The sequence below is a fragment of the Bradyrhizobium sp. BRP56 genome (assembly GCF_020194035.1).
In the GTDB taxonomy this organism is placed as follows: domain Bacteria; phylum Pseudomonadota; class Alphaproteobacteria; order Rhizobiales; family Xanthobacteraceae; genus Bradyrhizobium; species Bradyrhizobium australafricanum.
This window is the reverse complement of record NZ_JADYVV010000004.1, coordinates 35,434-58,488: the sequence shown is the minus strand read 5'-3', so window position 1 is coordinate 58,488 and position 23,055 is coordinate 35,434. Positions and strand designations below refer to the sequence as shown.

General features: G+C 62.9%; 19 protein-coding genes and 1 tRNA gene. 16 read left to right on the top strand and 4 right to left on the bottom strand.

Annotated features, from left to right (window positions below; all coding sequences use genetic code 11):
- Positions 1-87: 87 nt before the first annotated feature.
- The 4 genes from trbF to I6F38_RS04685 are packed head-to-tail and all read left to right on the top strand — an operon-like array spanning position 88 to position 3,257.
- On the top strand, positions 88-771 hold the full coding sequence (trbF, locus tag I6F38_RS04700) for a conjugal transfer protein TrbF (RefSeq protein ID WP_097670118.1): 684 nt from the start codon (positions 88-90) through the stop codon (positions 769-771).
- A complete protein-coding gene (trbG, locus tag I6F38_RS04695; protein ID WP_198964450.1) occupies positions 768-1,802 on the top strand; it encodes a P-type conjugative transfer protein TrbG in 1,035 nt (344 codons plus the stop codon). The genes trbF and trbG overlap by 4 nt, the downstream gene beginning before the upstream one ends.
- Positions 1,799-3,010, top strand: coding sequence for a TrbI/VirB10 family protein (locus tag I6F38_RS04690; protein WP_225159255.1), 1,212 nt, complete (start codon positions 1,799-1,801; stop codon positions 3,008-3,010). Before trbG ends, I6F38_RS04690 begins: the two co-directional genes overlap by 4 nt.
- A gap of 4 nt (positions 3,011-3,014) precedes the next feature.
- Complete coding sequence (locus I6F38_RS04685) at positions 3,015-3,257, top strand: DUF2274 domain-containing protein (RefSeq protein ID WP_097670121.1); 243 nt, start codon at positions 3,015-3,017, stop codon at positions 3,255-3,257.
- A gap of 184 nt (positions 3,258-3,441) precedes the next feature.
- Here the strand turns inward: I6F38_RS04685 and I6F38_RS04680 are convergent, their stop codons facing one another.
- Both I6F38_RS04680 and I6F38_RS04675 read right to left on the bottom strand, forming a co-directional pair.
- Positions 3,442-4,350: a TauD/TfdA family dioxygenase gene (locus tag I6F38_RS04680; protein WP_225159254.1), complete on the bottom strand. Its 909-nt coding sequence runs from the start codon at positions 4,348-4,350 to the stop codon at positions 3,442-3,444.
- A gap of 282 nt (positions 4,351-4,632) precedes the next feature.
- The gene (locus I6F38_RS04675; RefSeq protein WP_225159253.1) at positions 4,633-5,313 is read right to left on the bottom strand and encodes an HAD hydrolase-like protein; all 681 of its coding nucleotides are present in this window, start codon (positions 5,311-5,313) and stop codon (positions 4,633-4,635) included.
- An 848-nt stretch (positions 5,314-6,161) separates the two neighbouring features.
- Here I6F38_RS04675 and I6F38_RS04670 point away from each other — a divergent pair.
- Positions 6,162-6,264 (top strand) — tRNA-Ser (locus I6F38_RS04670).
- 282 nt (positions 6,265-6,546) lie between these two features.
- Here the strand turns inward: I6F38_RS04670 and I6F38_RS04665 are convergent.
- Entirely contained in the window at positions 6,547-8,379 is a 1,833-nt protein-coding gene (locus tag I6F38_RS04665; protein WP_225159252.1) for a PQQ-binding-like beta-propeller repeat protein, read from the bottom strand.
- A 258-nt stretch (positions 8,380-8,637) separates the two neighbouring features.
- Between I6F38_RS04665 and I6F38_RS04660 the strand changes: the two genes are divergently transcribed.
- The 3 genes from I6F38_RS04660 (at position 8,638) to I6F38_RS04650 (ending at position 12,460) form a co-directional block, all read left to right on the top strand.
- On the top strand, positions 8,638-10,218 hold the full coding sequence (locus I6F38_RS04660; RefSeq protein ID WP_225159251.1) for a sugar ABC transporter ATP-binding protein: 1,581 nt from the start codon (positions 8,638-8,640) through the stop codon (positions 10,216-10,218).
- Positions 10,215-11,207, top strand: a complete 993-nt coding sequence (locus I6F38_RS04655; protein ID WP_038387432.1) for an ABC transporter permease — start codon at positions 10,215-10,217, stop codon at positions 11,205-11,207. The genes I6F38_RS04660 and I6F38_RS04655 overlap by 4 nt, the downstream gene beginning before the upstream one ends.
- Before the next feature lie 101 nt (positions 11,208-11,308).
- A complete protein-coding gene (locus tag I6F38_RS04650; RefSeq protein WP_225159250.1) occupies positions 11,309-12,460 on the top strand; it encodes a substrate-binding domain-containing protein in 1,152 nt (383 codons plus the stop codon).
- Positions 12,461-12,540: 80 nt separating this feature from the next.
- Here I6F38_RS04650 and I6F38_RS04645 read toward each other — a convergent pair whose 3' ends face one another.
- A complete protein-coding gene (locus I6F38_RS04645) occupies positions 12,541-13,335 on the bottom strand; it encodes a DeoR/GlpR family DNA-binding transcription regulator (RefSeq protein WP_057018878.1) in 795 nt (264 codons plus the stop codon).
- Between the two features lie 336 nt (positions 13,336-13,671).
- Here I6F38_RS04645 and deoC point away from each other — a divergent pair, with 336 nt between their 5' ends.
- The 8 genes from deoC (at position 13,672) to ugpC (ending at position 23,032) form a co-directional block, all read left to right on the top strand.
- Entirely contained in the window at positions 13,672-14,589 is a 918-nt protein-coding gene (gene deoC / locus I6F38_RS04640; RefSeq protein ID WP_225159249.1) for a deoxyribose-phosphate aldolase, read from the top strand.
- Positions 14,590-14,599: 10 nt separating this feature from the next.
- Positions 14,600-16,987 (top strand): aldehyde dehydrogenase family protein, encoded by a 2,388-nt coding sequence (locus tag I6F38_RS04635; RefSeq protein WP_225159248.1) that lies wholly within the window; start codon positions 14,600-14,602, stop codon positions 16,985-16,987.
- An 80-nt stretch (positions 16,988-17,067) separates the two neighbouring features.
- Entirely contained in the window at positions 17,068-17,523 is a 456-nt protein-coding gene (locus I6F38_RS04630; protein ID WP_225159247.1) for an RbsD/FucU family protein, read from the top strand.
- A 4-nt stretch (positions 17,524-17,527) separates the two neighbouring features.
- A complete protein-coding gene (locus I6F38_RS04625; protein WP_225159246.1) occupies positions 17,528-18,451 on the top strand; it encodes a ribokinase in 924 nt (307 codons plus the stop codon).
- A 7-nt stretch (positions 18,452-18,458) separates the two neighbouring features.
- Entirely contained in the window at positions 18,459-19,334 is an 876-nt protein-coding gene (locus I6F38_RS04620; protein WP_038387425.1) for a sugar ABC transporter permease, read from the top strand.
- Positions 19,331-20,368, top strand: a complete 1,038-nt coding sequence (locus tag I6F38_RS04615) for a carbohydrate ABC transporter permease (RefSeq protein WP_225159245.1) — start codon at positions 19,331-19,333, stop codon at positions 20,366-20,368. The genes I6F38_RS04620 and I6F38_RS04615 overlap by 4 nt, the downstream gene beginning before the upstream one ends.
- 49 nt (positions 20,369-20,417) lie before the next feature.
- On the top strand, positions 20,418-21,857 hold the full coding sequence (locus I6F38_RS04610; RefSeq protein WP_346657090.1) for an extracellular solute-binding protein: 1,440 nt from the start codon (positions 20,418-20,420) through the stop codon (positions 21,855-21,857).
- An 83-nt stretch (positions 21,858-21,940) separates the two neighbouring features.
- The gene (ugpC, locus tag I6F38_RS04605) at positions 21,941-23,032 is read left to right on the top strand and encodes a sn-glycerol-3-phosphate ABC transporter ATP-binding protein UgpC (protein WP_225159243.1); all 1,092 of its coding nucleotides are present in this window, start codon (positions 21,941-21,943) and stop codon (positions 23,030-23,032) included.
- Positions 23,033-23,055: the final 23 nt, after the last annotated feature.

The following is a 23,055-nucleotide window of genomic DNA, read 5'->3' as shown; positions in this document are numbered from 1 at the left end:
ACCACTGTACCTACGCCGCACAGCAGCACCTCAACCCTTCCATCGCCCGACTTGAAACCGATCACTCGATACCAGGGGCAACCATCGATGTTCAAACGAACTTCCGTTCATTACGGGCGCATGCCCGCACCGGTCACGCCGTATCAGAAAGCAGCTCAAGTTTGGGACGAACGCATTGGATCAGCGCGCGTGCAAGCCAAGAACTGGCGCCTGATGGCATTCGGCTGCTTGATGTTGTCAGCCGGTCTCGCTGGTGGGCTTGTCCGGCAGTCGAATCAAGGCTCGATCACGCCCTGGGTGGTCGAAGTCGACCATCTTGGCCAGGCCCAAAGGGTCGCGCCGGCCAACATCGACTATCAACCCACTGATGCACAGATCGCCTACCATCTGGCGCGCTTTATCGAGGATGTCAGGGGCCTTCCGGCCGACGGCATCGTTCTGCGCCAAAACTGGCTCCGGGCATACGATTTTGCGACCGATCGCGGCGCCGCTGCGCTCAACGACTACGCGCGCAACAATGACCCTTTTGCCAAACTGGGTAAGGCGCAAATCTCCGTCGACGTGTCGAGCGTCATTCGCGCGTCTTCAGAAAGCTTTCGGGTCGCATGGATCCAGCGCACCTACGATAATGGCTCGCTGAGTTCGACCGAGCGTTGGACCGCAATTCTCACCGTCGTGATCGAGATGCCGCGCGATGCCGAACGCCTGCGCAAGAATCCCCTTGGCGTCTATGTCCGCGCCATCAACTGGTCAAAGGAGTTGAGTCAGTGACCAAGACCCCGTCTTACGTTTATTCGAAGCGTCCTATCGTGTACAGTAGGTGCAATTCGACTTGGTCCGAGCTTGTGACATCGAAGCGAGCATTTCTATCCGCTCTTCTGCTTTGTTCGTCGGCGCTCGGTGGGTGCGCGACCTACATCCCGCCACAGATCAGCTATGACGCGGAAATCCCGCCGCCGCCGGCGCCGCCAGCGCCTCTGGATGACAAGTCGCGACCGCTTCACGTTCCACCGCTCTGGAAGCCGGCTCTCGGCGGCAAGTCAGGAGGGAAGGAAGAGCCCGACCCTGTGAGCCGGGTTGAGACGGCAAACAGCGCAGCCCGGGTCGAACCGCGGAAGCGGGGATATTTCAACGCAGCGCAGATCTACGCCTACAGTCCCGGGGCGCTCTATCAGATCTATGCCGCGCCGGGGCAGATCACGGACGTCGCGCTCGAGGAGGGAGAGCAACTGACGGGATCAGGGCCCATCGCGGCCGGAGATACCGTACGCTGGGTCGTAGGCGATACTGAGAGCGGGAGCGGCGATACGCGACGCGTCCATATCCTGGTCAAGCCGACCCGCGCATCGATCGAGACTAACCTCATTGTCAATACCGACCGGCGCACCTACCTGATTGAGCTCCGCTCCCGCGAGCGGCCATATATGCCGTCTGTTGCCTGGTACTATCCTGAAACAGCGCGCGAACGATCCCGTTCAGTCGCTCTGAGACCCCCTCTTCCGGATCCAGGGCAGCGTATCTCCCGCTATGCCATTGAAGGGGACCGTCCACCCTGGCGGCCGCTCGCCGCATACGACGATGGCCGCAAGGTCTACGTCGAATTCCCTAAAGGTATCGTCCAGGGAGAGATGCCACCGCTCTTTGTCATCGGCCCTGACGGGAAGACCGAGCTCGTCAACTATCGCGCCTACGGTAACGTGTTAATCGTCGATCGGCTGTTTGGAGCAGCTGAGCTGAGGCTCGGCAGTGAGCGCCAGCAAAAGGTCAGGATTGTCAGGACCGACGGGAGGCCGTCGTCATGATCAGCCAGAGTGGAAACGATCACGAGCAAGCAGATCCGCCGGAGACACAAGAGGAGCAGTCCAAAAGCTTCCGACTGAGAGCGGAGCATCCGCGCGTGACACGGTTGTCGCGAAAAGTCCTGGCCGGAGGGAGCGCGCTTGCCCTCTTTGTCATTGGTGGAGCAGTCCTGTGGTCGCTGCAGAACAATCGTCCCCGAAACCAGGCGGCCGATGAACTCTACAGCACTGACCATCACAATGTTGCCGATGGCCTTACGACGCTGCCGAAGGATTATGCTGGCGTTCCGCGCCAGCCAATACCGCAGCTTGGTCCGCCACTCCCTGGCGACCTCGGTCGGCCAATCCTTGCTGCCCAAGGCCACTCGCCGGCGATCGGGGCTGATGCGGAACAGCAGCGCCGAGACCAGGAGACCGACGCAGCCCGCATTAGCCATTTGTTCGCTCCGACCAAGGGAGGAGAAGGACGTCCGCCTGCCGCTGCGGCTGTTGAAGGCGACCGCGTCGCGTCGCCGAACTTATCGAGCACTGGCGACGACGGATTGGCGCAGAACGGTCAAGACCGAAAGCTTGCCTTCGTGAATGCTTCTGTGGACCGTCGCACGGTCAGCCCCGACCGCATCACCAAGCCGGCTTCACCATATGTCGTGCAGGCTGGGACGGTCATTCCGGCAGCCCTGATTACCGGGATCCGATCGGACCTGCCGGGCCAAATTACCGCGCAGGTCACCGAGAATGTTTTTGACACGCCGACCGGCCGCTTTCTGCTTGTGCCTCAGGGAGCGCGTCTGATCGGCACATACGATAGTCAGGTTACTTTCGGCCAGTCCCGTGTCCTACTGGTCTGGACGCGGCTGATTATGCCGAATGGACATTCTATCGTTCTCGAGCGGCAGCCTGGCGCTGATAGCGCTGGGTATGCGGGTCTGGAAGACCAAGTCGACAATCACTGGGCAGAGCTATTCAAGGCTGCGGCACTATCGACGTTTCTGGCGGTCGGGACCGAACTAGGGGCTGGTTCGGACACCAATAGCAACGACAGCGCCATCATCCAGGCGTTGCGACACGGCGCCTCCGACTCACTAAACCAAACCGGACAGCAGGTGGTTCGACGCAGTCTCAATATCCAGCCCACTTTGACCGTGCGGCCTGGTTTCCCGGTTCGTGTCCTTGTCAATCGTGACCTCATAGTTACGCCGTATAGAGGGTGACAACATGCCAAAACTCAAAATAGGAGAGCTTCCAGACGACAAGCCGGTCAAAGTGAGTACGGAGCTGCCGGCGGCCGTGCATCGTGATCTCATTGCATATGCAGAGGCCCTTTCGCTTCAAGGTGGTCAAGTCGTCGAACCGACTAAGCTTATCGCTCCCATGTTAGCGCGCTTTATGGCCACCGATCGAGGGTTTTCTAAACTGAAACGTCGAGGCGACGCACCGGTCGCCGGCGCAAGACAGTGATGCCTAAGGTTTCTCGAAGCTGTCGCGCGACGCTTAATGCGATGCATAAACCTAGGCGCCGCCGAGTTTGGCCCAACAGCTGACATATCGTGTGGGAATGCGTGTTTCCACCTCTGCCCGAAGCAACGCCGGCAAACCAGGTTTATCCATTCTCAATGCGAGGGCGCTGGGCGTCGATGGGCCGCTATTCGGTTACCTTCAGGCGCGTTACACTGCTCCGGCCATCTACGCTGATGGGCACGTCACCATCGATCGTGGCCCGACGTACGACGCGATGCTGGTCACCGTAATCGTTGACTGCGTAATGCTGTGTTGCGCGATTGTCCCATATCGCGATATCGCCCTCTAGCCAGTTCCAGCGCACAGTGTTTTCGGGCGCGGTGACGTGAGACTGGAACAGATCGAACAGCTTTTGTCCGTCGTACTTAGGGACCCCAATAAAGTGCTTCACCAAGGCGCCGAGCACCAGCGCCCGCTCGCCTGTTTCGGGGTGGACGCGCACGACGGGATGCTCGGTCTCAAAAACCGTTCTGGTGAACACCTCGTCAAAGTGTCTCTTGTCGACCTCGCGGACGCGCGCGATTCCGGCGTAATCGAAAACGTTGCTGTGAACGGCCCATAGTTCCTCTGCAAGCCGCTGTAGCGGTGCCGGTAGATCAAGATAAGCAGCCGCTGTGTTCGACCACACGGTGTCGCCTCCGAACGTTGGCATTACAACGGCTCGTAGGACCAAAGTTTTGGGATAGGCTTCGGCGAAGGTCCCATCCGCATGCCAAACATCGGCGCGACCGCCGCCGCGACTGGAGTCCAGTTCGAGGAGCGACGCCATCCCCTTGGTAGGACCGAGCATCGGATGGGGAACTAGCTTTCCAAGGCGAGCGGCAAAGCGCTCATGCTCGGCGTCATTGAGATGTCCTTGATTGCGGAAGAAGATCACCTTGTGCTCGAGCAACAAGCTGTTAATAGCGTCGATCGTGTGGTCCGGTAGATCGCCCGATAGCTTGATATTTTTGACTTCGGCACCGATGCGCGCTGCACGCTTCACAACATCGGTGCCTGAAATGACGTCACCGATCACAGTCGTTCTGCTCATGTTGTTTTTCCAAGCCCCTCGCAGTGTCTTCCTCGCCTCTCGGTAGCGAATGATTCCAGCAAGCATCGTGCCATGTGACGGACTCAGGCCGACCATGTAGACTCACATGGGCGCCGAGCGGATCGCGATATTTGGCGCAAGCTTTCGGACTGAACTGACTGATAGTTCGCCCGTGTGACGAAAGAACTTGATCGCCGACCACTCTCGTCGAATGGTGTGAAGACCAAGCGGACAGCAAGAGCGCGCAAACGGCAGATTCTTCTGTTCTGCTATTGTGGTGACTCATCCGATCGGAAGAATGCAATGCTTCTGCAAAATGGGTAATAATTCGTGATGGTCATGAATCATGTAATCAGGCCCCGCGGCGCGCAAGCGTGCTTCGGAAACGAATCCCCCCATTATTGATACGTTGATAAGACCGAGATTGCGGGCAATCTCCGTCTCAACTGGCATGTCACCCACGATGACGGTTCTTTGTGGAGGTATATCATTGGCCTGCATATACAAGCGCAGACGTTCTTCCTTGTTCACGCTCTTAAACTGGGTTGCGCGGTTCTCAAATGCCAAAATGTCCGTGACGTGAGTCTTGATTCCAAGTCTTCGCACTTGCGCGCGAATTGGTTCAACAATGTGATTGCTGACAATAATGGTGTGAACGGCTCTGTGATCAGCGGCGAGCAAAACATTTCGTGCCCCTTTGCGTAAGGCAGCGTTGCGCGCCAAGAATTCGTAAGTGTCATGAAAAATGGCGCTGTCATTTCTCTCCACGACGTCGATTTCATCTTTCGACATGTCTAGGTTGCGGAAGAGAACCGAAAGAGGGAGTTCGAATTCCTCTCGAAGCCTGCGCATATCTACGGCTGCGCGACCGAAGCGGCTCAAAATTGCATTGATGGTTTGAAGCACCGCATTGGCATCATCGAGCAGCGTGCCATTCCAGTCGAACACAATCGCGGATTTCATGGGCGAATGAACCTAAGGCAAGTACCGCGGCGGTAAATGCATTTGCGATCGGACAATTGCGGATCCGTATGTCTAGTATTGCGCCCGGTCAAGTAAACGCGCGGATCGCTGTTCGGTGTAGGACGCGCGAACTAGGGAAGAAGAGCATAACCGTTTTCCTCTGTATCTTTGAAGCTGATCTTTGCTGGAGCAATGGTCGTGCCAACGCCGCAAGCGCGCAGTAAGCGGCAAACTGTGCTTTGAAAAATCTGAACCCGACGCGCAGTGTGGCGATCCTGACATGACCTTACGTCGCTGTCAGAAAACGGACCAAGATTTTTACGGTGGACCAGCCACAGCATAGAGCTGGCGACGCCGACGTATCTTGTTTTCGTCATTCGGCGGTCGGATCCCTCCCGCGCCAGCAATGAAATGCATGAGTAGTGAAAAGACTTGGCTTACTGTTTTAGCTGGCTACCCAGACAAGCCCGAGGGTGGCGCTTTGGAGCAGTCGTGGAGTAACTCGTCACCGACGCAGTCAAGGAAGTTGGCGAGCGGCAGGTCCGGTCGATGGCCGGGTGCAATCGGTGCCGATCGTGGGCGCCGCCAGATCACCTTTTCCGGAGACGTCATCAGGGTCGGTCTTCTGAAAGAACTGAGCTTGTTACGTAAAAACCAGTGTTCATGCGGCAGAGTTTAGGGGCGCTCGGAAATCGCTAGGATTGCTTCTCGTTGCGATCAGATGCTGATTTTGAACTTGGTCAGGTCACATTGCAGCTCGCCGGCTCGACATCTCAGCGAGCGCCGTTCTCGTCAGGAAATGCCGCAACGAAATCGCAATGAATTGGGTGAAACGACCGTGAACAAAACGGGACGGGAGTGGCCACCACACAAGAAAAATCAATAAGTTAGAAGATGCTCACTGCGTTCGGGACGCAGGGGTCGCAGGTTCGAATCCTGCCACTCCGACCATTCTTTCAAGCACTTATAGTTTCTGTGTTTTTCGTGCGCAACGACATGCGCATCGATTTGAAGCGCGGCTGCCATGTCGGTCGATTTCGGGACGCCGGTCCCTGATATCGGCGATTCGGGACCATTGGAGCGCACGAGGGTAACGGCCCCTGACGTGATGTTGCGTAGCACGTCACCAAGCACCACACGCTCTCCCTTCGGATCTCTCGGCTGATCCTGTCCGACATCAAAGCACGAATAGCCCGCCGCGAGTAGTGCTCAGCTTGCCGGCGCAAATACCTGTCAGGGGTTGCCGACCTCAAAGGCCAGCAGAACGTTGCCGGGCAGCCCGCTCCATTGCGCGTAGCCGGAATTGACGTACAGCATTCCGTCGACGACGACCGGGCCGGGTCCGTCCATGGCGCCGCCATGGGCCGCAACGCCGTTGACCGTGGTGTAGTCGCGGGCGGTGTCGATCTCCCAGAGCAGCCGTGCGTCATCGGTCGCGTAGGCGCGCAGGAAGCCGCTCACGCCGCCCGAGAAGACGACGCCAGGAATGGCGGTGACCGCCGCGGAGAGCGCGGGACTGCACTGCGGGCGGTCGCCACAGGCCACCGGCGCGACCTGCATCGCGATCTTCCCGGTCGCAAGATCGAGCCCGAACAGGCCGCCACCTTCGCTTGAATTCAGACGTCGCGTGCCGTCCCGGAGAAATCGTACGTCCGAATTGGCGACATAGATTCGGTCCTGGTCGGCGGCGGAACCCCATTCGGTCCCGCCCAACGCGCCACCCTTGCCGATCCGCGTCTGCCACAGGATCTTGCCCTCGTGGTCGGGATCGAGCGCGTGGACCACGCCGGATTTCTGGCCGATCACCAGCACGCGCTGTCCGTTGCGCAAGCTCACCAGGATCGGCGATTGGCCGAAATCATGGTCGGGGCCGCGGTCTTCCGGACAATTGCTCTGATCGGTGCCGAAACACGCAACGACGAAGCTGTCCTTCGGCGTGGCCTGTTGGTGCCAAAGCATTCGGCCGGTCGTGAGATCGAACGCGAGGATGGCATCGCTGGTGTCGGTTGCCGGGTCGGCATAGCTGTTCGAGGTCGCGATATAGAGCGCCTGGCGCTGCACATCGATCGTCGGCGCGGACCAGACCGACGCGCCGGCCGGACCGAACAACTGGGTCCCGAGGGCGTTCGCCCGTGTCGGATGCGGTGCCTCGGGAATCGTATAGGCCTTCCAGATCTGCGCACCGGTCTCGGCTTTCAGCGCAACGACGCTGCCGCGAAACGTACAGCACTGGTAGGTGGGACGAGACCCGATAGCCTCCTCGATCGATGAAACCCCGACATAGACGGCGCCGGAATAGAACACTGGCGCACCGGTAATCCGGGCCGCCACATGATCGTCGACCTTGCTCTTCCAGATCAGCTTGCCGGTCGCGGCATTCAGGGCGTAGACGTTGGCGCGCACATCACCAAAGAAGATGGCAGGCTGGCCGTTGTCCAGCGGGGCAAAGCTGATGGCCGTCCGCACCGGCGCCTCGGTCGGAAACTCCCAGCGCGTGCAGCCGCTTTTGGCGTCGAGGGCGTGGACCTTGCGGTCACCGCCACCGACGAACAGCAAGCCGCCGACGACAGCCGGCTGCGCGTTGGCGTTGGACGTGTCAGGAAATCCGAACGCCCATTTCAGACGCAGCCGCGGGACCTGGTCTTGCGCGAGGCTGGCCATTGCCGCCGGCTGAAACCGGCTGTTGTTGATATCCGCGCCCCAACCGTTCCACCGCGGCCCGTCGATCGGCGTCGGAAAGCCGGTCTCGTTCTGCGGGCATTGGCCCGCGCTCTCGGTTGCCGCGAGCGACGCGGCCTTTCCGGTGACGAGCGAGGCGATCGCCGCCCGCTCGTCGCTGGTCAGTCCCTGCGCGAAGGATGCCATCGGGCCCGTGGAGATCGCACCAAGCACCTCGTCGAACGATCTGGATTGCAGCGCGGTGCGGCTCGGCGCGCGAATAGCCGCGTTGCTGCTGTCGTGACATTGCGCACAGCGTTGCGCGTAGAGGTCGGCACCGGCTTGCTGCGCCGCGGCGGGCAGGCAAGACGAGATCAGGGCGACGGCAATCGCAGCACTCAGTTTCATCGTGATTCACCGGCGTTGGCTTTGATGAAGAGAGCAATTGCAGCTTAGCACAACCTTCCGGCTGCCATCGTACCTGGCGGAGGCCGGCCGCATGTATGGCGGTGCAGGATCCGATCGCCGCCTTCAATTCGAGCGCCCGCTAGCGCGATCTCCCATTGACAGGTCGGCCGATGTGATAGAATTATAACAAGATAAGTTGCAAAAATAACAATATGTCACCATCGTACCAGCGCCGCGCGCGGTCGACGGGAGGAAAATTTGGAATTGTCCGGTTCGATCGCAGCCGAGCCTCGGCCGTCGACGGCGCTGTTGATGGTCGGTGGCATCAACAAGCGCTTCGGCGGCGTGCGGGCGTTGCGCGACGTCAACCTCGAGGTCCGGGCCGGCGAGGTGCACGCGCTGCTGGGCGAGAACGGGGCCGGCAAGTCCACGCTGATCAAGATCCTCAGTGGTGTCCACGCGGCCGACAGCGGCACGATCGAGATCGCCGGCAAACCGGCTACGTTCGACAGTCCGGCTAGATCGCGCGAGGCAGGCATCGCCGTCGTCTATCAGGACCTCAGTCTCGTCGAGTCGCTGAGCGTCGCCGACAATTTGTTGCTCGGCCGCGAGCCGCGTACGCGGTTCGGCTTTGTCCGCAAGCGCGAACTGATGGCCAGGGCCGGGGCGTTCCTGAGCGAACTCGGCATTCCCCTTGATACCAAGGCAACAGTCGGCTCGCTGCCGTTCGCCTACCGCCAGATGACCGAGATCGCCAAGGCACTGATGGGCGAGGTGCGCCTGTTGATCCTCGATGAACCGACATCGTCCCTGACTTCGGATGAAGTTCGCATCCTGTTCGATGCGATCGGCAAGGCGACGCGCCGCGGCGTCGGCGTGATCTACGTGACCCATCGGCTGAACGAGGTCTTCGAGATCTCGCAGCGTGTCACGGTGCTGCGCGACGGCGCCAATGCCGGCACATTCGTCACCGCCGAGACCGACATGAAGCGGCTGGTGAACGCCATCATCGGCACCGATCGATTGGCGCCCGCGGTGTCGCGCGCCGAGGCTGCGGCCGCGCGTTCGTTCGATCCGTCGCCGATTCTGTCGCTGTCGGGCGTGTCCAACGACCGCCTGTCAGCCGTCGAATTGTCCGTGATGAACGGTGAGATCCACGGCCTTGCCGGATTGATCGGCAGCGGGCGCACCGAGATCCTGGAGACGATCTTCGGCCTTCGGCCGGTCGAGACCGGCACACTGGCGATCGAGGGCCGGCCGTGGCTGCCGAACGGCGCGGCCGATGCGATCGACCATGGCGTCGCGCTGGTGCCGGAAGACCGGCACATGCAGGGCCTGGTGCTGGATCATTCGATCGAGCGCAACATCACCTTGCCGCGGATTCTGCAATTCTCGCGCTGGGGCTTCATGCAGCAGCGCGCCGCCGCCCGGCGTGCGGATGCTGCGGTGGCGAGGCTGTCGGTGAAGGCGCAAGGCGCCTCGAGCCTGGTCAGGACATTGTCCGGCGGCAACCAGCAGAAGGTCGTGTTCGGAAAATGGAATGATCCGCGGCCGCGCGTGCTGCTGCTGGACGAGCCGACGGTCGGCGTCGACGTCGGCGCGCGCGAGGAGATCTACGGCGTGATCCGCAATGCCGCCCGCGACGGCACCGGCGTCCTGGTGGTCTCGTCGGACCTCGTCGAACTGATCGAGCTCTGCGACCGCATCTCCGTGATCGTCGATGGACGCGTGGCGCGAACGCTGGTGCGCGGGGAGATCGATGATGCCGAAGAGCTCCATCATCTGCTGCAGATCTACCAGGCTTCCGAACAAGGCGTATTGCAAGAGCTGCCCGCATGACCGAATTGACCGCGCCCAACCTCGTCGCCTCGTCGACCCGATCCGATCGTCGCCGCAAGCTGCTGCAGAATCTGCTGCGGGGCGAGCGGCCCTACATGCTGTACATCGCCTTCCTGGTGCTGTTGGTCGTGTTCAGCCTGTCCTCGCCCTGGTTCCTGTCGGTCGACAATTTCCTGAACATCGGACGCCAGACCACGCTGGTCTCGATCATCGCGGTCGGCATGACCTTTGTGATCATCGCACGCCAGATCGATCTGTCGGTCGCGTCGACCTTGGCGCTGTCGGGAATGGCCGCGGCGCTCGCGATGAGCCAGATCAACAACAGCTGGATCGTCGGCGCTGCCGCCGGGCTCGGCACCGGCGCGCTGGTCGGGCTGCTCAACGGCATCCTGACCACGCAGCTCTCGATCCCGTCGTTCCTGGTGACGCTGGGTTCACTGAGCATGGCGCGCGGTTTGGCGATGATGGTGACCAATACCAAGCCTGTCATCATCACCAACGAGACATACTTTGCGATCTTCGGCGAAGGCTCGTTCCTGGGCATACCGGTTCCGATCGCCTGGACGCTGGTGGCGATGATCGTCGGCATCCTGCTGCTTCACTATAACGTGTTCGGCCGCCGCATCTATGCGGTCGGCGGCAATCCGACCGCGGCGCTGTATTCCGGCATCAACACCAAGTGGGTGACGACCGCGGCCTTTGTGCTGACCGGCGCGCTGGCCGGACTTGCGGCGCTGGTGCTGTCCGCGCGCTCGCACGCCGCGCGGCCCGACGTCGTGCAGGGCATGGAGCTCGACGTCATCGCCGCCGTGATCCTCGGTGGTTGCAGCCTGTTCGGCGGGCGCGGCTACATCCTCGGGACGCTGTTCGGCAGCCTCATCATCGGCACGCTCAACAACGGCCTCGTGCTGCTCGGCGTCAGCTCGCCACTGCAACTCGTCATCAAGGGAGCGATCATCGTGGCCGCAGTCGCCTTCACGAAGCGCTAGAGCACGACGGCGCAGCGCATGGGCCGCAAGGCCAGGCGTTGCAAGGGTAAGGGCAAGGTCGCCGGCCTCCGGTCAATCGGCGACCAAAACGGGAGGAAACAATGAAGCCAATCTTGCGACAAACCCTGCCGCTGACCGCGCTGATCGCGGCGACGGCCATTTCGATCGCCCCCTCGGCTCGCGCCGAAGTGCCTGCAACCTGCGTCAAGGGCGTCGATCTCGCGACGCTTGGACCGAAATCGATCGTCGGTCAGGGGCCGCACGGCGAGAAGGCCGCCTCGCCCGAAGTGCTGGCGCTGTCGGACGCCGATGCCGCCAAGATCAGGGAGAAGCATTTCAAGGTCGGCATCTCCATGCAGACCGTCAATCTCGACTGGGCGCAACTGCAGATCCAGGGCATCACCGACACGCTGAAGAAGTATGGTGTGACCGTCACCGGCGTCGCGTCCGCCGAGTATCAGGTCGACAAGCAGATCGCCGACATCGAGAACACCATCCAGCAGCATCCGGATGGCATCATCTCGATCCCGGTCGATTTCACCGCGACCGCGCCGACCTACAAGAAGATCGCCAAGGCCGGCATCAAGCTCGTGCTGATGGACAGCATTCCGACCGGACTGAAGCATCCCGAGGAATATGCCTCGATGATCTCGGCGGACAGCCAGGGCAACGGTCTGATCGCGGCCCAGATCCTGGCGTCCTGCGTCGCGCAGGGCGGCACCATCGGCCTCGTCAATTTCGGCGTCGACTATTTCAGCACCAACGAGCGCACCAAGGGTGTCCGCGAGTGGATGCAGAAGAACCGCCCGGACATCAAGATGAAGCAGGTCGACTTCACCGACCCGCCGAAGGTGTCGCAGATCGCAGGCGACTTCCTCACCGGCAATCCGGATATCAAGGGCCTGTTCGCGGTTTGGGATCAGCCGGCGCTGGATACGCTGAGCTCGATGCGCGCGCAGGGTATCGACATTCCGGTCACCACCGTCGACCTCGGCCTGCAATCGGCGATCGAGATCGCCAAGGGCGGACCGCTGAAAGCGACCGGATCGCAGCGCCCCTATGACCAGGGTGTCGCCGAAGCGATGGCCATGATGAACGCGCTGCTCGGCAAGGAAACGCCGGGCTGGATCGGTGTGCAGTCGCTGCCGGTGACGCAGTCCAACGTGCTGGAATCCTACAAGACGGTGTTCAAGAAGGAGCCGCCGCCGGAGCTGACCGACGCCTGCAACAAGGCGAAGCCTGCCTGCAACTGAGCCGCAGGAGTTCGATGCGTGGTCACGCGAGCCCGCGCATCGTGAGCAGCCTGATCCGGGCGTGCCGGCCCCCGCTCGGATCAGGTTGCGCTGGTCACGTATTCTACGGGGAGGCTCCGGAAGTGCTTGCGCATGTCCGCTGACGCCGCGCCGCCGACGATGATGCGCGAGAACGCGCCGATATCGGAGAAGAATGCCGACTTGAGGCTGCCGAGCTTGCTCGCGTCGATCACCAGGATGCTCTCCATCGCGGTCTCGATGACGGCCTGCTTGACGGCGACCTCGTGAAAATTCGAGCAGCTCGCGCCGCGGGTCCAGTGTACGCCGCCCGCGGAGATGAAGGCCTTGTTGATGCCGAGCCGCCGCAGATAGGACAGGCCGTCGTCCGACGCAAAGGACTGCGACGACGGATGGTAGAGGCCGCCCATCAGCATCACCTGCGTGGCCGGCCGGCGCGTCACGATCGACGCCACGTTCATCGAATAGCAGATCACCGAAAGCGGCAGGTCCTCCGGCAGGCAGTCCGCCAGCGACTGCATCGTCGTGCCGCAATCGATGAAGATCGTATCGCCTTCCTTGATCGAGGCCGCGGCAGACCGGCAGGCGAGACGCTTGTCCTGGGTGTGCTGATCGATCTCCTGCTCGAACGTGTACTTGACCCCGGTCGGCGACGCCGCATTGACAACGTACCCGCCGAGCAGCGCCAGCGCGGCGTCCGGCCCGGCGAGATCGCGCCGGACCGTCATTTCGGAAACCTTGAGGAGCTCGGCGGCGTCCTTCAGATGCAGCGTGCCGCTCGATTCGACGGCGCGGCGCAGCCTCTGCAGGCGCTGCACGCGCGTCTCGCTTGGTCGTGCGTTCGATGTTTCAGCCATTTTGATCGCCGGGCTTGCTTATCCGATTGACAATGATCTTACAATGTTGTGAGTTTATCAACGTCGATTTGTTATAATAATAACATCCAGTCCGGCGGGCTGATCGAGGGTCGGGGACGGTGTCGTCCTCAGGCAGTCGGCAAACCCCGCGGCAAGGTCAGGGGAGTTGCGATCGACACATTCAGTCTATCTGGCGATCTCGTCGATTCGCTAGGACCGCACGGCGCCTCCATGACGCAGAGCGTCTTCATACAGAATCCGTCCCCATTGGCCGCGCAGCCGCCTTCTCCGGGCGGCGAACATCCGCTGCCGCGCAACGCTGGCCGCGCGATCGAGATGGATTGGATCGATGAGATCAGGATCAATCTGTCGGCCGCCGAACGCCGTGTCGCGAGCCTGCCGGGCCGGCGCACGGTCAAGAAGGACGCGCAGGCGGCGTGGCTTCTCAAGGCGATCACCTGCATCGACCTGACGACGCTCAATGGCGACGATACGACCGAACGGGTGAAGCGTCTCTGCGCCAAGGCCAAAGCGCCGGTGCGCGGCGACCTTCTCGAGCGGCTCGGCTTTGCCGGCCGCGAGCTGCATACCGGCGCGGTCTGTGTCTACCATCGGTTCGTGGCGACCGCCGTCGAAGCGCTCGACGGATCGGACATCCCGGTCGCGGCGGTCTCGACCGGATTTCCCGCCGGTCTCGTGCCGCATGATCTGAAGCTGAAGGAGATCGAGGCGTCGGTCCGCGACGGCGCGCAGGAGATCGACATCGTCATCACGCGCGAGCATGTGCTGACCGGCGATTGGCGGGCGCTTTACGCCGAGGTGCAGGATTTCCGCGCCGCCTGCGGCGACGCGCATCTGAAGACGATCCTGGCCACCGGCGATCTCAAGACGCTGCGCAACGTCGCCAAGGCGTCGATGGTCTGCATGATGGCCGGCGCCGACTTCATCAAGACCTCCACCGGCAAGGAAAGCGTCAACGCGACGCTGCCGGTGACGCTCGCGATGCTGCGGATGATCCGCGCCTATCAGGAGCGCACCGGCTACCAGATCGGCTTCAAGCCGGCCGGCGGAATCTCGACGGCAAAGGACGTGCTCAACTATCAGTTCCTGATGAAGGAGGAACTGGGCCGTGACTGGCTCGAGCCGGATCTGTTCCGCGTCGGCGCCTCCAGCTTGCTCGCCGATATCGAGCGACAGCTCGAGCATCACGTGACCGGCCACTATTCGGCCTTCAATCGCCACCCCGTGGGATGAGACTCCAGCGATGAGCGTCGCAAGCTATTTCGAGACCATGGAGTATGGCCCCGCGCCGGAGGCGGACGGCGAGGCACGCGCCTGGCTGGCGCGGCATGGCGCCACGTTCGGGCATTTCATCGCCGGCAAGTTCACGGCGCCGCATGCCGGCAAGCACCTCACGACGACCGAGCCTGCCACCGGCAAGACGCTGGCGCGCATCGCGCAGGGCGCTGCCGCCGATGTCGAGGCGGCGGTCAGCGCCGCGCGCACCGCGCAGACAGCCTGGGCGAAGCTTGGCGGCCACGGCCGCGCGCGTCATCTCTATGCATTGGCACGCGTGCTGCAGCGGCACGCCCGGCTGTTCGCCGTGCTGGAGGCGATCGACAACGGCAAGCCGATCCGGGAAACCCGCGATCTCGACGTGCCGCTCGCCGCACGCCATTTCCTCTATCACGCCGGCTGGGCGCAGTTGCAGGAGCGCGAATTCGCCGATCAGGTGCCGGTTGGCGTGATCGGGCAGATCATTCCGTGGAATTTTCCGCTGCTGATGCTGGCGTGGAAGATCGCGCCGGCGCTGGCCGCGGGCAATACGGTGGTGCTGAAGCCGGCGGAGTTCACCTCGCTCACGGCGCTGCTGTTCGCCGAACTTTCGGCCGAGGCCGGCCTGCCGCCGGGCGTGCTGAATGTCGTGACCGGCGACGGTGCCACCGGCGCGCTGCTGGTCGAAAGTCCCGGCGTCGACAAGATCGCGTTCACCGGCTCGACCGAGGTCGGACGGCTGATCCGCCAGTCGACCGCGGGGACCGGCAAATCGCTGACACTCGAGCTTGGCGGCAAGTCGCCGTTCATCGTGTTCGACGATGCCGATATCGACGGCGCGGTGGAAGGCGTGGTCGATGCCATCTGGTTCAACCAAGGTCAGGTCTGCTGCGCCGGCTCGCGACTGCTGCTGCAGGAGGGGATCGCGGAGACTTTCCGCCGGCGCCTGATCCGCCGCATGGAGACGCTTCGCGTCGGCATGCCGCTCGACAAGGCGATCGACATGGGCGCGGTGGTCGCGCCGGTGCAACTCGAACGGATCAAGTCGCTGGTTGAGACAGGGGTGAGGGAAGGCGCCGAGAAATATCAGGGGTCCGGTGCGATCCCGGCGGAGGGATGTTTCTATCCGCCGACCTTGCTCTGGAATGTGCATCCGTCCTCGACGGTTGCGACCGAAGAGATCTTCGGCCCGGTCGTGGTGGCGATGACGTTCCGCACTCCTGACGAGGCCGTGATGCTCGCCAACAACACGCGCTATGGTCTTGCCGCCAGCGTGTGGAGCGAGACGATCGGGCTGGCGCTCGATATCGCGCCGAAGCTGCTGGCCGGCGTGGTCTGGGTCAACGCCACCAATCTGTTCGACGCCAGCGTCGGCTTCGGCGGCTATCGCGAGTCCGGATTCGGCCGCGAGGGCGGCCGTGAAGGCATGTACGAGTATCTCAAGCCGAAGGCCTGGAGCGGGCGCAAGGCGCGGGCCAAGGCATCGCCGCTGCTGACGGCTTCCGGCGCCAGCGCAGGATTCGATGTGCCGCCGATCGATCGGACGGCAAAACTGTTCGTCGGCGGCAAGCAGGTGCGCCCGGACGGCAATTATTCGCGTGCGGTGCTGTCGCCGAAAGGCCGGCGCCTCGGCGAGGCAGGCGAGGGCAATCGCAAGGATATCCGCAATGCGGTGGCCGCGGCGCGCTCCGCCGAGTCCTGGGCGCGGGCGACGGCGCATAATCGCGCCCAGATCCTCTATTACCTTGCCGAGAATCTTTCCGCGCGCGGCGACGAATTCGCCCGCCGCATCGCCGACATGACCGGCGTGTCGGCTGCGAAGGCGCGCACGGAAATCGATGCGAGCATCGAGCGGTTGTTCAGCTATGGCGCCTGGGCGGACAAATTCGAAGGATCCATCCACGCGCCGCCGCTGCGCGGCGTGGCGCTCGCGATGCATGAGCCGATCGGCGTGGTCGGCGTCGCCTGTCCCGACGAGGCACCGCTGCTCGCCTTCATCAGCCTGGTGGCGCCGCTGGTTGCGATGGGCAACCGGGTCGTCGCCGTGCCGAGCGAGCGGCATCCGCTCGCCGCGACCGACTTCTACCAGGTGCTGGAGACCTCGGACGTGCCGGGCGGCGTGGTCAACATCGTCACCGGCGATCACAGCGAGTTGGTCAGGGTGCTTGCCGAGCACGACGATGTCGACGCGCTCTGGGCGTTCGGATCGCAGGACGCTTCAATGACAGCCGAACGGCACTCGATCGGCAATCTCAAGCGGACGCTGGTCGATCATGGCCTCGCGCTCGATTGGTACGACAAGGCCGCGAGTGAGGGTCCGATCCTGCTCCGCCACGCGGTGCAGGTGAAGAACATCTGGATTCCGTACGGTGACTAGCGACGTCACCTTGCGGTGATGTCGATAGGGGTTCGGACCGTCAGAGTCCGGCGAGTTTGAAGACAAGGGAGGGACGCAACATGCTCAAGGGCATCGATCCACTGCTCAATGCCGACGTGCTCTATGCCCTGCGGGCGATGGGGCATGGTGATCGCCTGGTGGTGTGCGATACCAATTTTCCAGCCGACTCGATCGCGCGGCAGACAGTTCTCGGCCGGTTGCTGCGCATCGACAATGTCAGCGCGGCCAGGGCGATCGAGGCGATCCTGTCGGTGATGCCGCTCGATACATTTGTCGACGATGCCGCGATCCGCATGGAGATTGTCGGCCAGGCTCAGGAAGTTCCACCCGTGCAGCGCGAGGTGCAGGCCGCGATCGATCGCGCGGAGGGACGGTCCTGGCCGCTGGTCGGCGTCGAGCGCCACGCTTTCTACGAGAAGGCGAAGACGGCCTATTGCGTGATCGCGACGGGCGAGCGGCGCTTCTACGGCTGCTTCCTGTTCAGCAAGGGCGTGATCGGGCCGGACGGGGAGTGACGAGATGAGCAAGAGTGGCGTCGCCGTCCTCGGCGTCTTCGTCGTAGACTTGGCGTTCCGCGCCGGCAACATGCCGGCGATCGGCGAGACCATCGCCGGTTCAGGATTCGCGATGGGGCCCGGCGGCAAGGGATCCAACCAGGCTGTCGCGGCCGCGCGGGCCGGCGCCGGCGTGAGCTTCATCTCCCGGATCGGCAGCGACGCCTTCGGCGAGCTTGCGATCAGGACCTGGGAGGCCGAGGGAATCCGGCCGCGCGTGGCCAGGACCGCGGATGCGCCGACCGGCGCGGCGTTTATCTATGTCCATGAGACGCGCGGCGACAACGCCATCATCGTGGTGCCGGGTGCAGCGGGCGGTATCGGCCCGGCCGATGTCGACGCGGTGGCGGACGCGATCCGCGACAGTCGCGTGTTCGTGACGCAGCTCGAGCAGCCGGTCGATGCAGCGCGCCGCGGGCTCGAGATCGCGCGCGCCGCCGGCAGCATCACGGTGTTCAATCCGGCACCGGCGATCCAATTCGACGATGGCCTGTTTGCGCTGTGCGATTATGTCGTTCCCAACGAGACCGAGGCCGAAGCGCTCACAGGCATCGCGGTGGGCGACCTCGCCGGCGCCCGCCGCGCCGGCGACGCCCTGTTGGCCAAAGGCGCCGGCACGGCGCTGATCACCCTCGGCGAGCGCGGCGCGCTATTCCATGCGCGGGATCGCTCGCTGCACGTGCCGCCCTTCGCGGCCGGCACGGTCGTCGAAACCACCGGGGCGGGCGATGCCTTCGTCGGCGGCTTCGCGGCGGCGCTCGCGGACGGCGTCGATCCGCTCGAGGCCGCGCGCTTCGGTTCGGCTACGGCGGGAATCTCGGTGACCCGGCCGGGCACCGCGCCCGCGATGCCGCGGCGCGCGGAGATCGAAGCGCTGCTGAGGGGATGATGCTGCGATGATGCGGAATGATCCGATCAAGCATGTCTTCATCTGGCCGGCGGTGCTCGTCGTGCTGGCGATCTCGATTTTTCCGCTGATCTATTCGCTGACCACGAGCTTCCTCAGCTACCGCCTGATTCCGCCGATCCCGCCGCGCGTCGTCTGGCTCGGCAATTATGCGACGTTGTTGCAGGAGCCGCGGTTCTGGAATGCGCTCTTCACCACAACGCTGATTGCGCTGATTGCGGTCGGGCTGCAATACGCGATCGGATTCGGCGTCGCCCTGGCCTTGAACGCGCGGGTGCCGGGCGAGCGGCTGTTCCGCGTCGCCCTGCTGCTGCCGATGCTGCTGGCGCCCGTCGCGGTCGCGCTGGTGGCGCGCATGATCTTCAATCCGACGATGGGACCGCTCAATCAGTTCCTGTCGAAGTTCGGCCTCGTGAACCTGCCGTTCCTTACCAATGGACATTGGGCACTCGCCTGCATCATCGCGGTCGAGGTCTGGCAGTGGACCCCGTTCGTCATCCTGATGATGCTGGCCGGGCTGCAAACGCTTCCCGAAGACGTGTACGAGGCCGCCGAGCTCGAGAATGCCAGCGCCTGGCAGCAGTTCTGGGGCATCACCTTTCCGATGATGCTGCCGATCTCGGCTGCCGTCGTCTTCATTCGCCTGATCGAGAGCTACAAGATCATGGACACGGTGTTCGTGATGACCGGCGGCGGGCCGGGCGTCGACACCGAGACGCTGACGCTGTTCGCCTATCAGGAAGGCTTCAAGAAGTTCAATCTCGGCTACACATCGGCGCTCAGCTTCCTGTTCCTGATCGCGATCACGATCATCGGTGTCACCTATCTGGCGCTGCTGCGGCCGCATCTGGAGAAGCGCCGATGAGCGGGCAGGGCTTGACGGGACTGTCGCCATGGGGCCGCCGCCTGGTCGCTGCCGGCGTTCTCATCTGGTGTCTGATCACGGTGTTTCCGCTCTATTGGGTGGTGGTGACCGCATTCAAGACGCCGCCCGGCGTCGTCGGCGGACCTACCTATCTGCCGTTCATCGACTTCACGCCGACCTTGCAGCCCTTCATCGATCTCTATCAGGGCATCCGCGGCGAGTTCTTCCGGCCCTTCCTGAACTCGACCATCGTTGGCCTGTCCGCGGCGGCGATCGCCACGGCGATCGGCGCGATGGCGGCCTATGCGCTGGTGCGGTTCGAGTTCAAGGTCCGCTTCGGCGCGGGCCTCGTGTTCTTCCTGCTCGCGCTCGGCGGCTACCTGCTGTTCAACACGACGTTCGGGTTCACCCGCCCGCAGGCCCTGTTGCTGGCCTTTCCGATCGCGCTGATCGTGGCCGTCGCCGCCAACCGACTGCCGTTGCCAGGACCGATCCTCGGCAACGAGGACATCCTGTTCTGGTTCGTCAGCCAGCGCATGTTCCCGCCCATCGTCACCGCCTTTGCGCTGTATCTGCTCTACAGCGAGGTCGGCCGGCTCGGCTTCCAGCTGATCGACAGCTTTGTCGGCCTGACGCTGTGCTACGTCGCTTTCTCGCTGCCGATCGTCGTCTGGCTGATGCGCGACTTCTTCGAGGCTGTGCCGATCGAGGTTGAGGAGGCGGCGATGGTCGACAATGTGCCGAGCTGGCGCATCTTCTTCGGCATCGTGGTGCCGATGTCGATGAACGGGTTGCTCGCGACGTTCATGATCACGCTGGCCTTCGTCTGGAACGAGTTTCTGTTCGCGCTGTTCCTGACCAATTCCAGATGGCAGACGCTGCCTATCCTGGTGGCGGGACAGAACAGCCAGCGCGGCGACGAATGGTGGGCGATATCGGCTGCGGCGCTCGTCGCCATCGTTCCCATGATGATCATGGCGGGCCTCCTCAGCCGGATGATGCGGTCGGGCCTGCTGCTCGGGGCCATCAAATAGCAAAAAACCTTGTAGGGAGGACTAGACGATGTTGCGACGGACGTTCCTGATGCTGACCACCTCGCTCGCGATGGCCTGTGCCGCGAGCCAGGCGAATGCTGCCTGCAGTCCGGACTATACCGGCGTCACCCTGACGGTGGCGTCGCAGACCGGGCCGTATATTGCCTCCGCGCTCAAGCTCGGCGCGGACGAATGGGCCAAGAAGACCTGCGGCAAGGTCAATGTCGTCGAATTCCCGTGGTCCGAGCTCTATCCGAAGATCGCGACATCGCTGACGGCGTCGGATGCGACGTTCGACCTCGTCAGCTTCGCGCCGGCCTGGCTGCCTGATTTTGTGCCCTATCTCAGCGAGATGCCGAAGGAGATGCAGTCCGGCAAGGACTGGGACGATATCGAGCCGGCCTATCGCGAACGGCTGATGGTGTGGGAAGGCAAGATCTACTCGCAGTCGATGGATGGCGACGTCCACACCTATACCTACCGCACCGACCTGTTCAGCGATCCCAAGGAGAAGGACGCCTTCAAGGCCAAATACGGCTACGACCTCGCGCCGCCGAAGACCTGGAAGCAGTATCTCGACATTGCGGAGTTTTTCCAGCGGCCCGACAAGGGGCTGTGGGGAACGGCCGAAGCCTTCCGCCGCGGCGGTCAGCAGTTCTGGTTCTTCTTCAGCCATGCGGCGGCCTACGCCAACAATCCGAACTATCCGGGCGCGATGTTCTTCGATCCCGAGACGATGGACGCGCAGATCAACAATCCGGGCTGGGTGAAGGGGCTCGAGGAATACATCAGGGCATCGAAGCTCGGGCCGCCCAACGCGCTGAATTTCTCGTTCGGCGAGGTGAACGCCGCCGTGGCCGGCGGCCAGGTAGCGGAATCGATCGGCTGGGGCGACACCGGCGTCATCGCCGCCGACCCGAAGCAGTCGAAGATCTCGGGCAAGGTCGGTTCGGCGATGCTGCCCGGCTCGGACGAGATCTGGAACGCCAAGACCAAGAAGTGGGACAAGTTCCCGAGCGTGCTTCCGGGCCCGTTCATGGCATTCGGCGGCTGGCAGATCGCGGTGCCGAAGGCCGGCAAGAACCAGAAGGCGGCATGGGATTTCGTCAAGACACTGACAAGCCCTGAAGTGTCGGGCCAGGCTGCGATCACCGGCGGCAGCGGCGTCAATCCCTATCGCAAATCGCACACTGCCAATCTGCAACTGTGGAGCAAGATCTTCTCGCCGGAAGAGGCCAAGGAATATCTCGGCGCGCAATCCGACTCCATCAATGCCAAGAACGTCGCGCTCGACATGCGTCTGCCCGGCTACTTCTCTTACACCGAGGTGGTCGAGATCGAGCTCGGCAAGGCGCTGGCCGGCCAGACCACGCCGCAGGCGGCGCTCGACGCGATGGCCAAGGAGTGGAATCGGCTGACCGACGAGTTCGGCCGGGCCAAGCAGCTCGCGGCCTATCGCGCGGCGATGGGTCTTCCGCCGAAGAACTAGCTTTCCAGCGAGACGTCCCGGATGATGCGCGAGCATCGTCCGGGACTTTACTTGCCGTCGACGAAGGGACGGAAAAGGATTCCATGGCGCACGTCGAGATCGAGAACGTCAGCAAGGCATACGGACCCTACAAGATCATCGAAGGGCTCGACCTCAACGTGGCCGACGAGGAGTTTGTCGTGCTTGTCGGCCCGTCCGGCTGCGGCAAGACCACGACGTTGCGCATGATCGCGGGACTGGAGGCGGTGACGAGCGGAACCATCCGCATCGGCAATCGCGACGTGACGCAATTGCGTCCCGGCTTGCGCAATTGCGCGATGGTGTTCCAGAACTACGCGCTCTATCCGCATATGACGGTCGGAGAGAACATCGGCTACGGCATGAAGGTGCGCGGCGAATCGCGCGCCAGCATCGAGAAGGCCGTCAATGACGTGGCACGCGTGCTTGACCTCGAACAATATCTGCAGCGCCGGCCCAAACAGCTCTCGGGCGGGCAGCGCCAGCGCGTGGCGATCGGCCGCGCCATCGTGCGCAGCCCGGATGTGTTTCTGTTCGACGAGCCATTGTCCAATCTCGACGCCAAGCTCCGCATCGAGATGCGGACCGAGATCAAGGCGCTGCACCGCCGTCTCGCCAAGACGATCGTCTATGTCACGCACGACCAGGTCGAAGCCATGACCATGGCCGACCGCGTCGTGGTGATGAACCGCGGCCGGATCGAACAGGCGGCCGATCCGATCACGATCTACGAGAAGCCCAGCAATCTCTTCGTCGCCGGCTTCATGGGCGCGCCCAGCATGAATTTCATCCATGGCGAGCTCGTCGCCCGCGACGGCGTGCTCATTTTTACCGAGCCGTCGGGCACGGCGTTGAGAGTGCCGAAGTCACGCGAGGCGGCCTATGCCGGCAGCATCGGCAAGCCCGTGGTGCTCGGCGTCCGGCCCGACCATGTGTTGCGGCAAGACGCGCCGGCGGGCTCTTCGATCCGGATCCTTGTGAAAGACGTGGAGCCGCTCGGACCGCACACGCTGGTGATCGGGACCGTCGGCCCATTCGTGTTCACGGCGCAAATGCCGGTCGGCGTCGCCGCGGAACCGGATCATGTCATCGACGTCGCGCTCGATCTTGAGCGAACGCACTTGTTCGACAAGGCGTCTGGGACGGCTATTTGCTGATCCGCCGCAGCCTGGCTCGACAA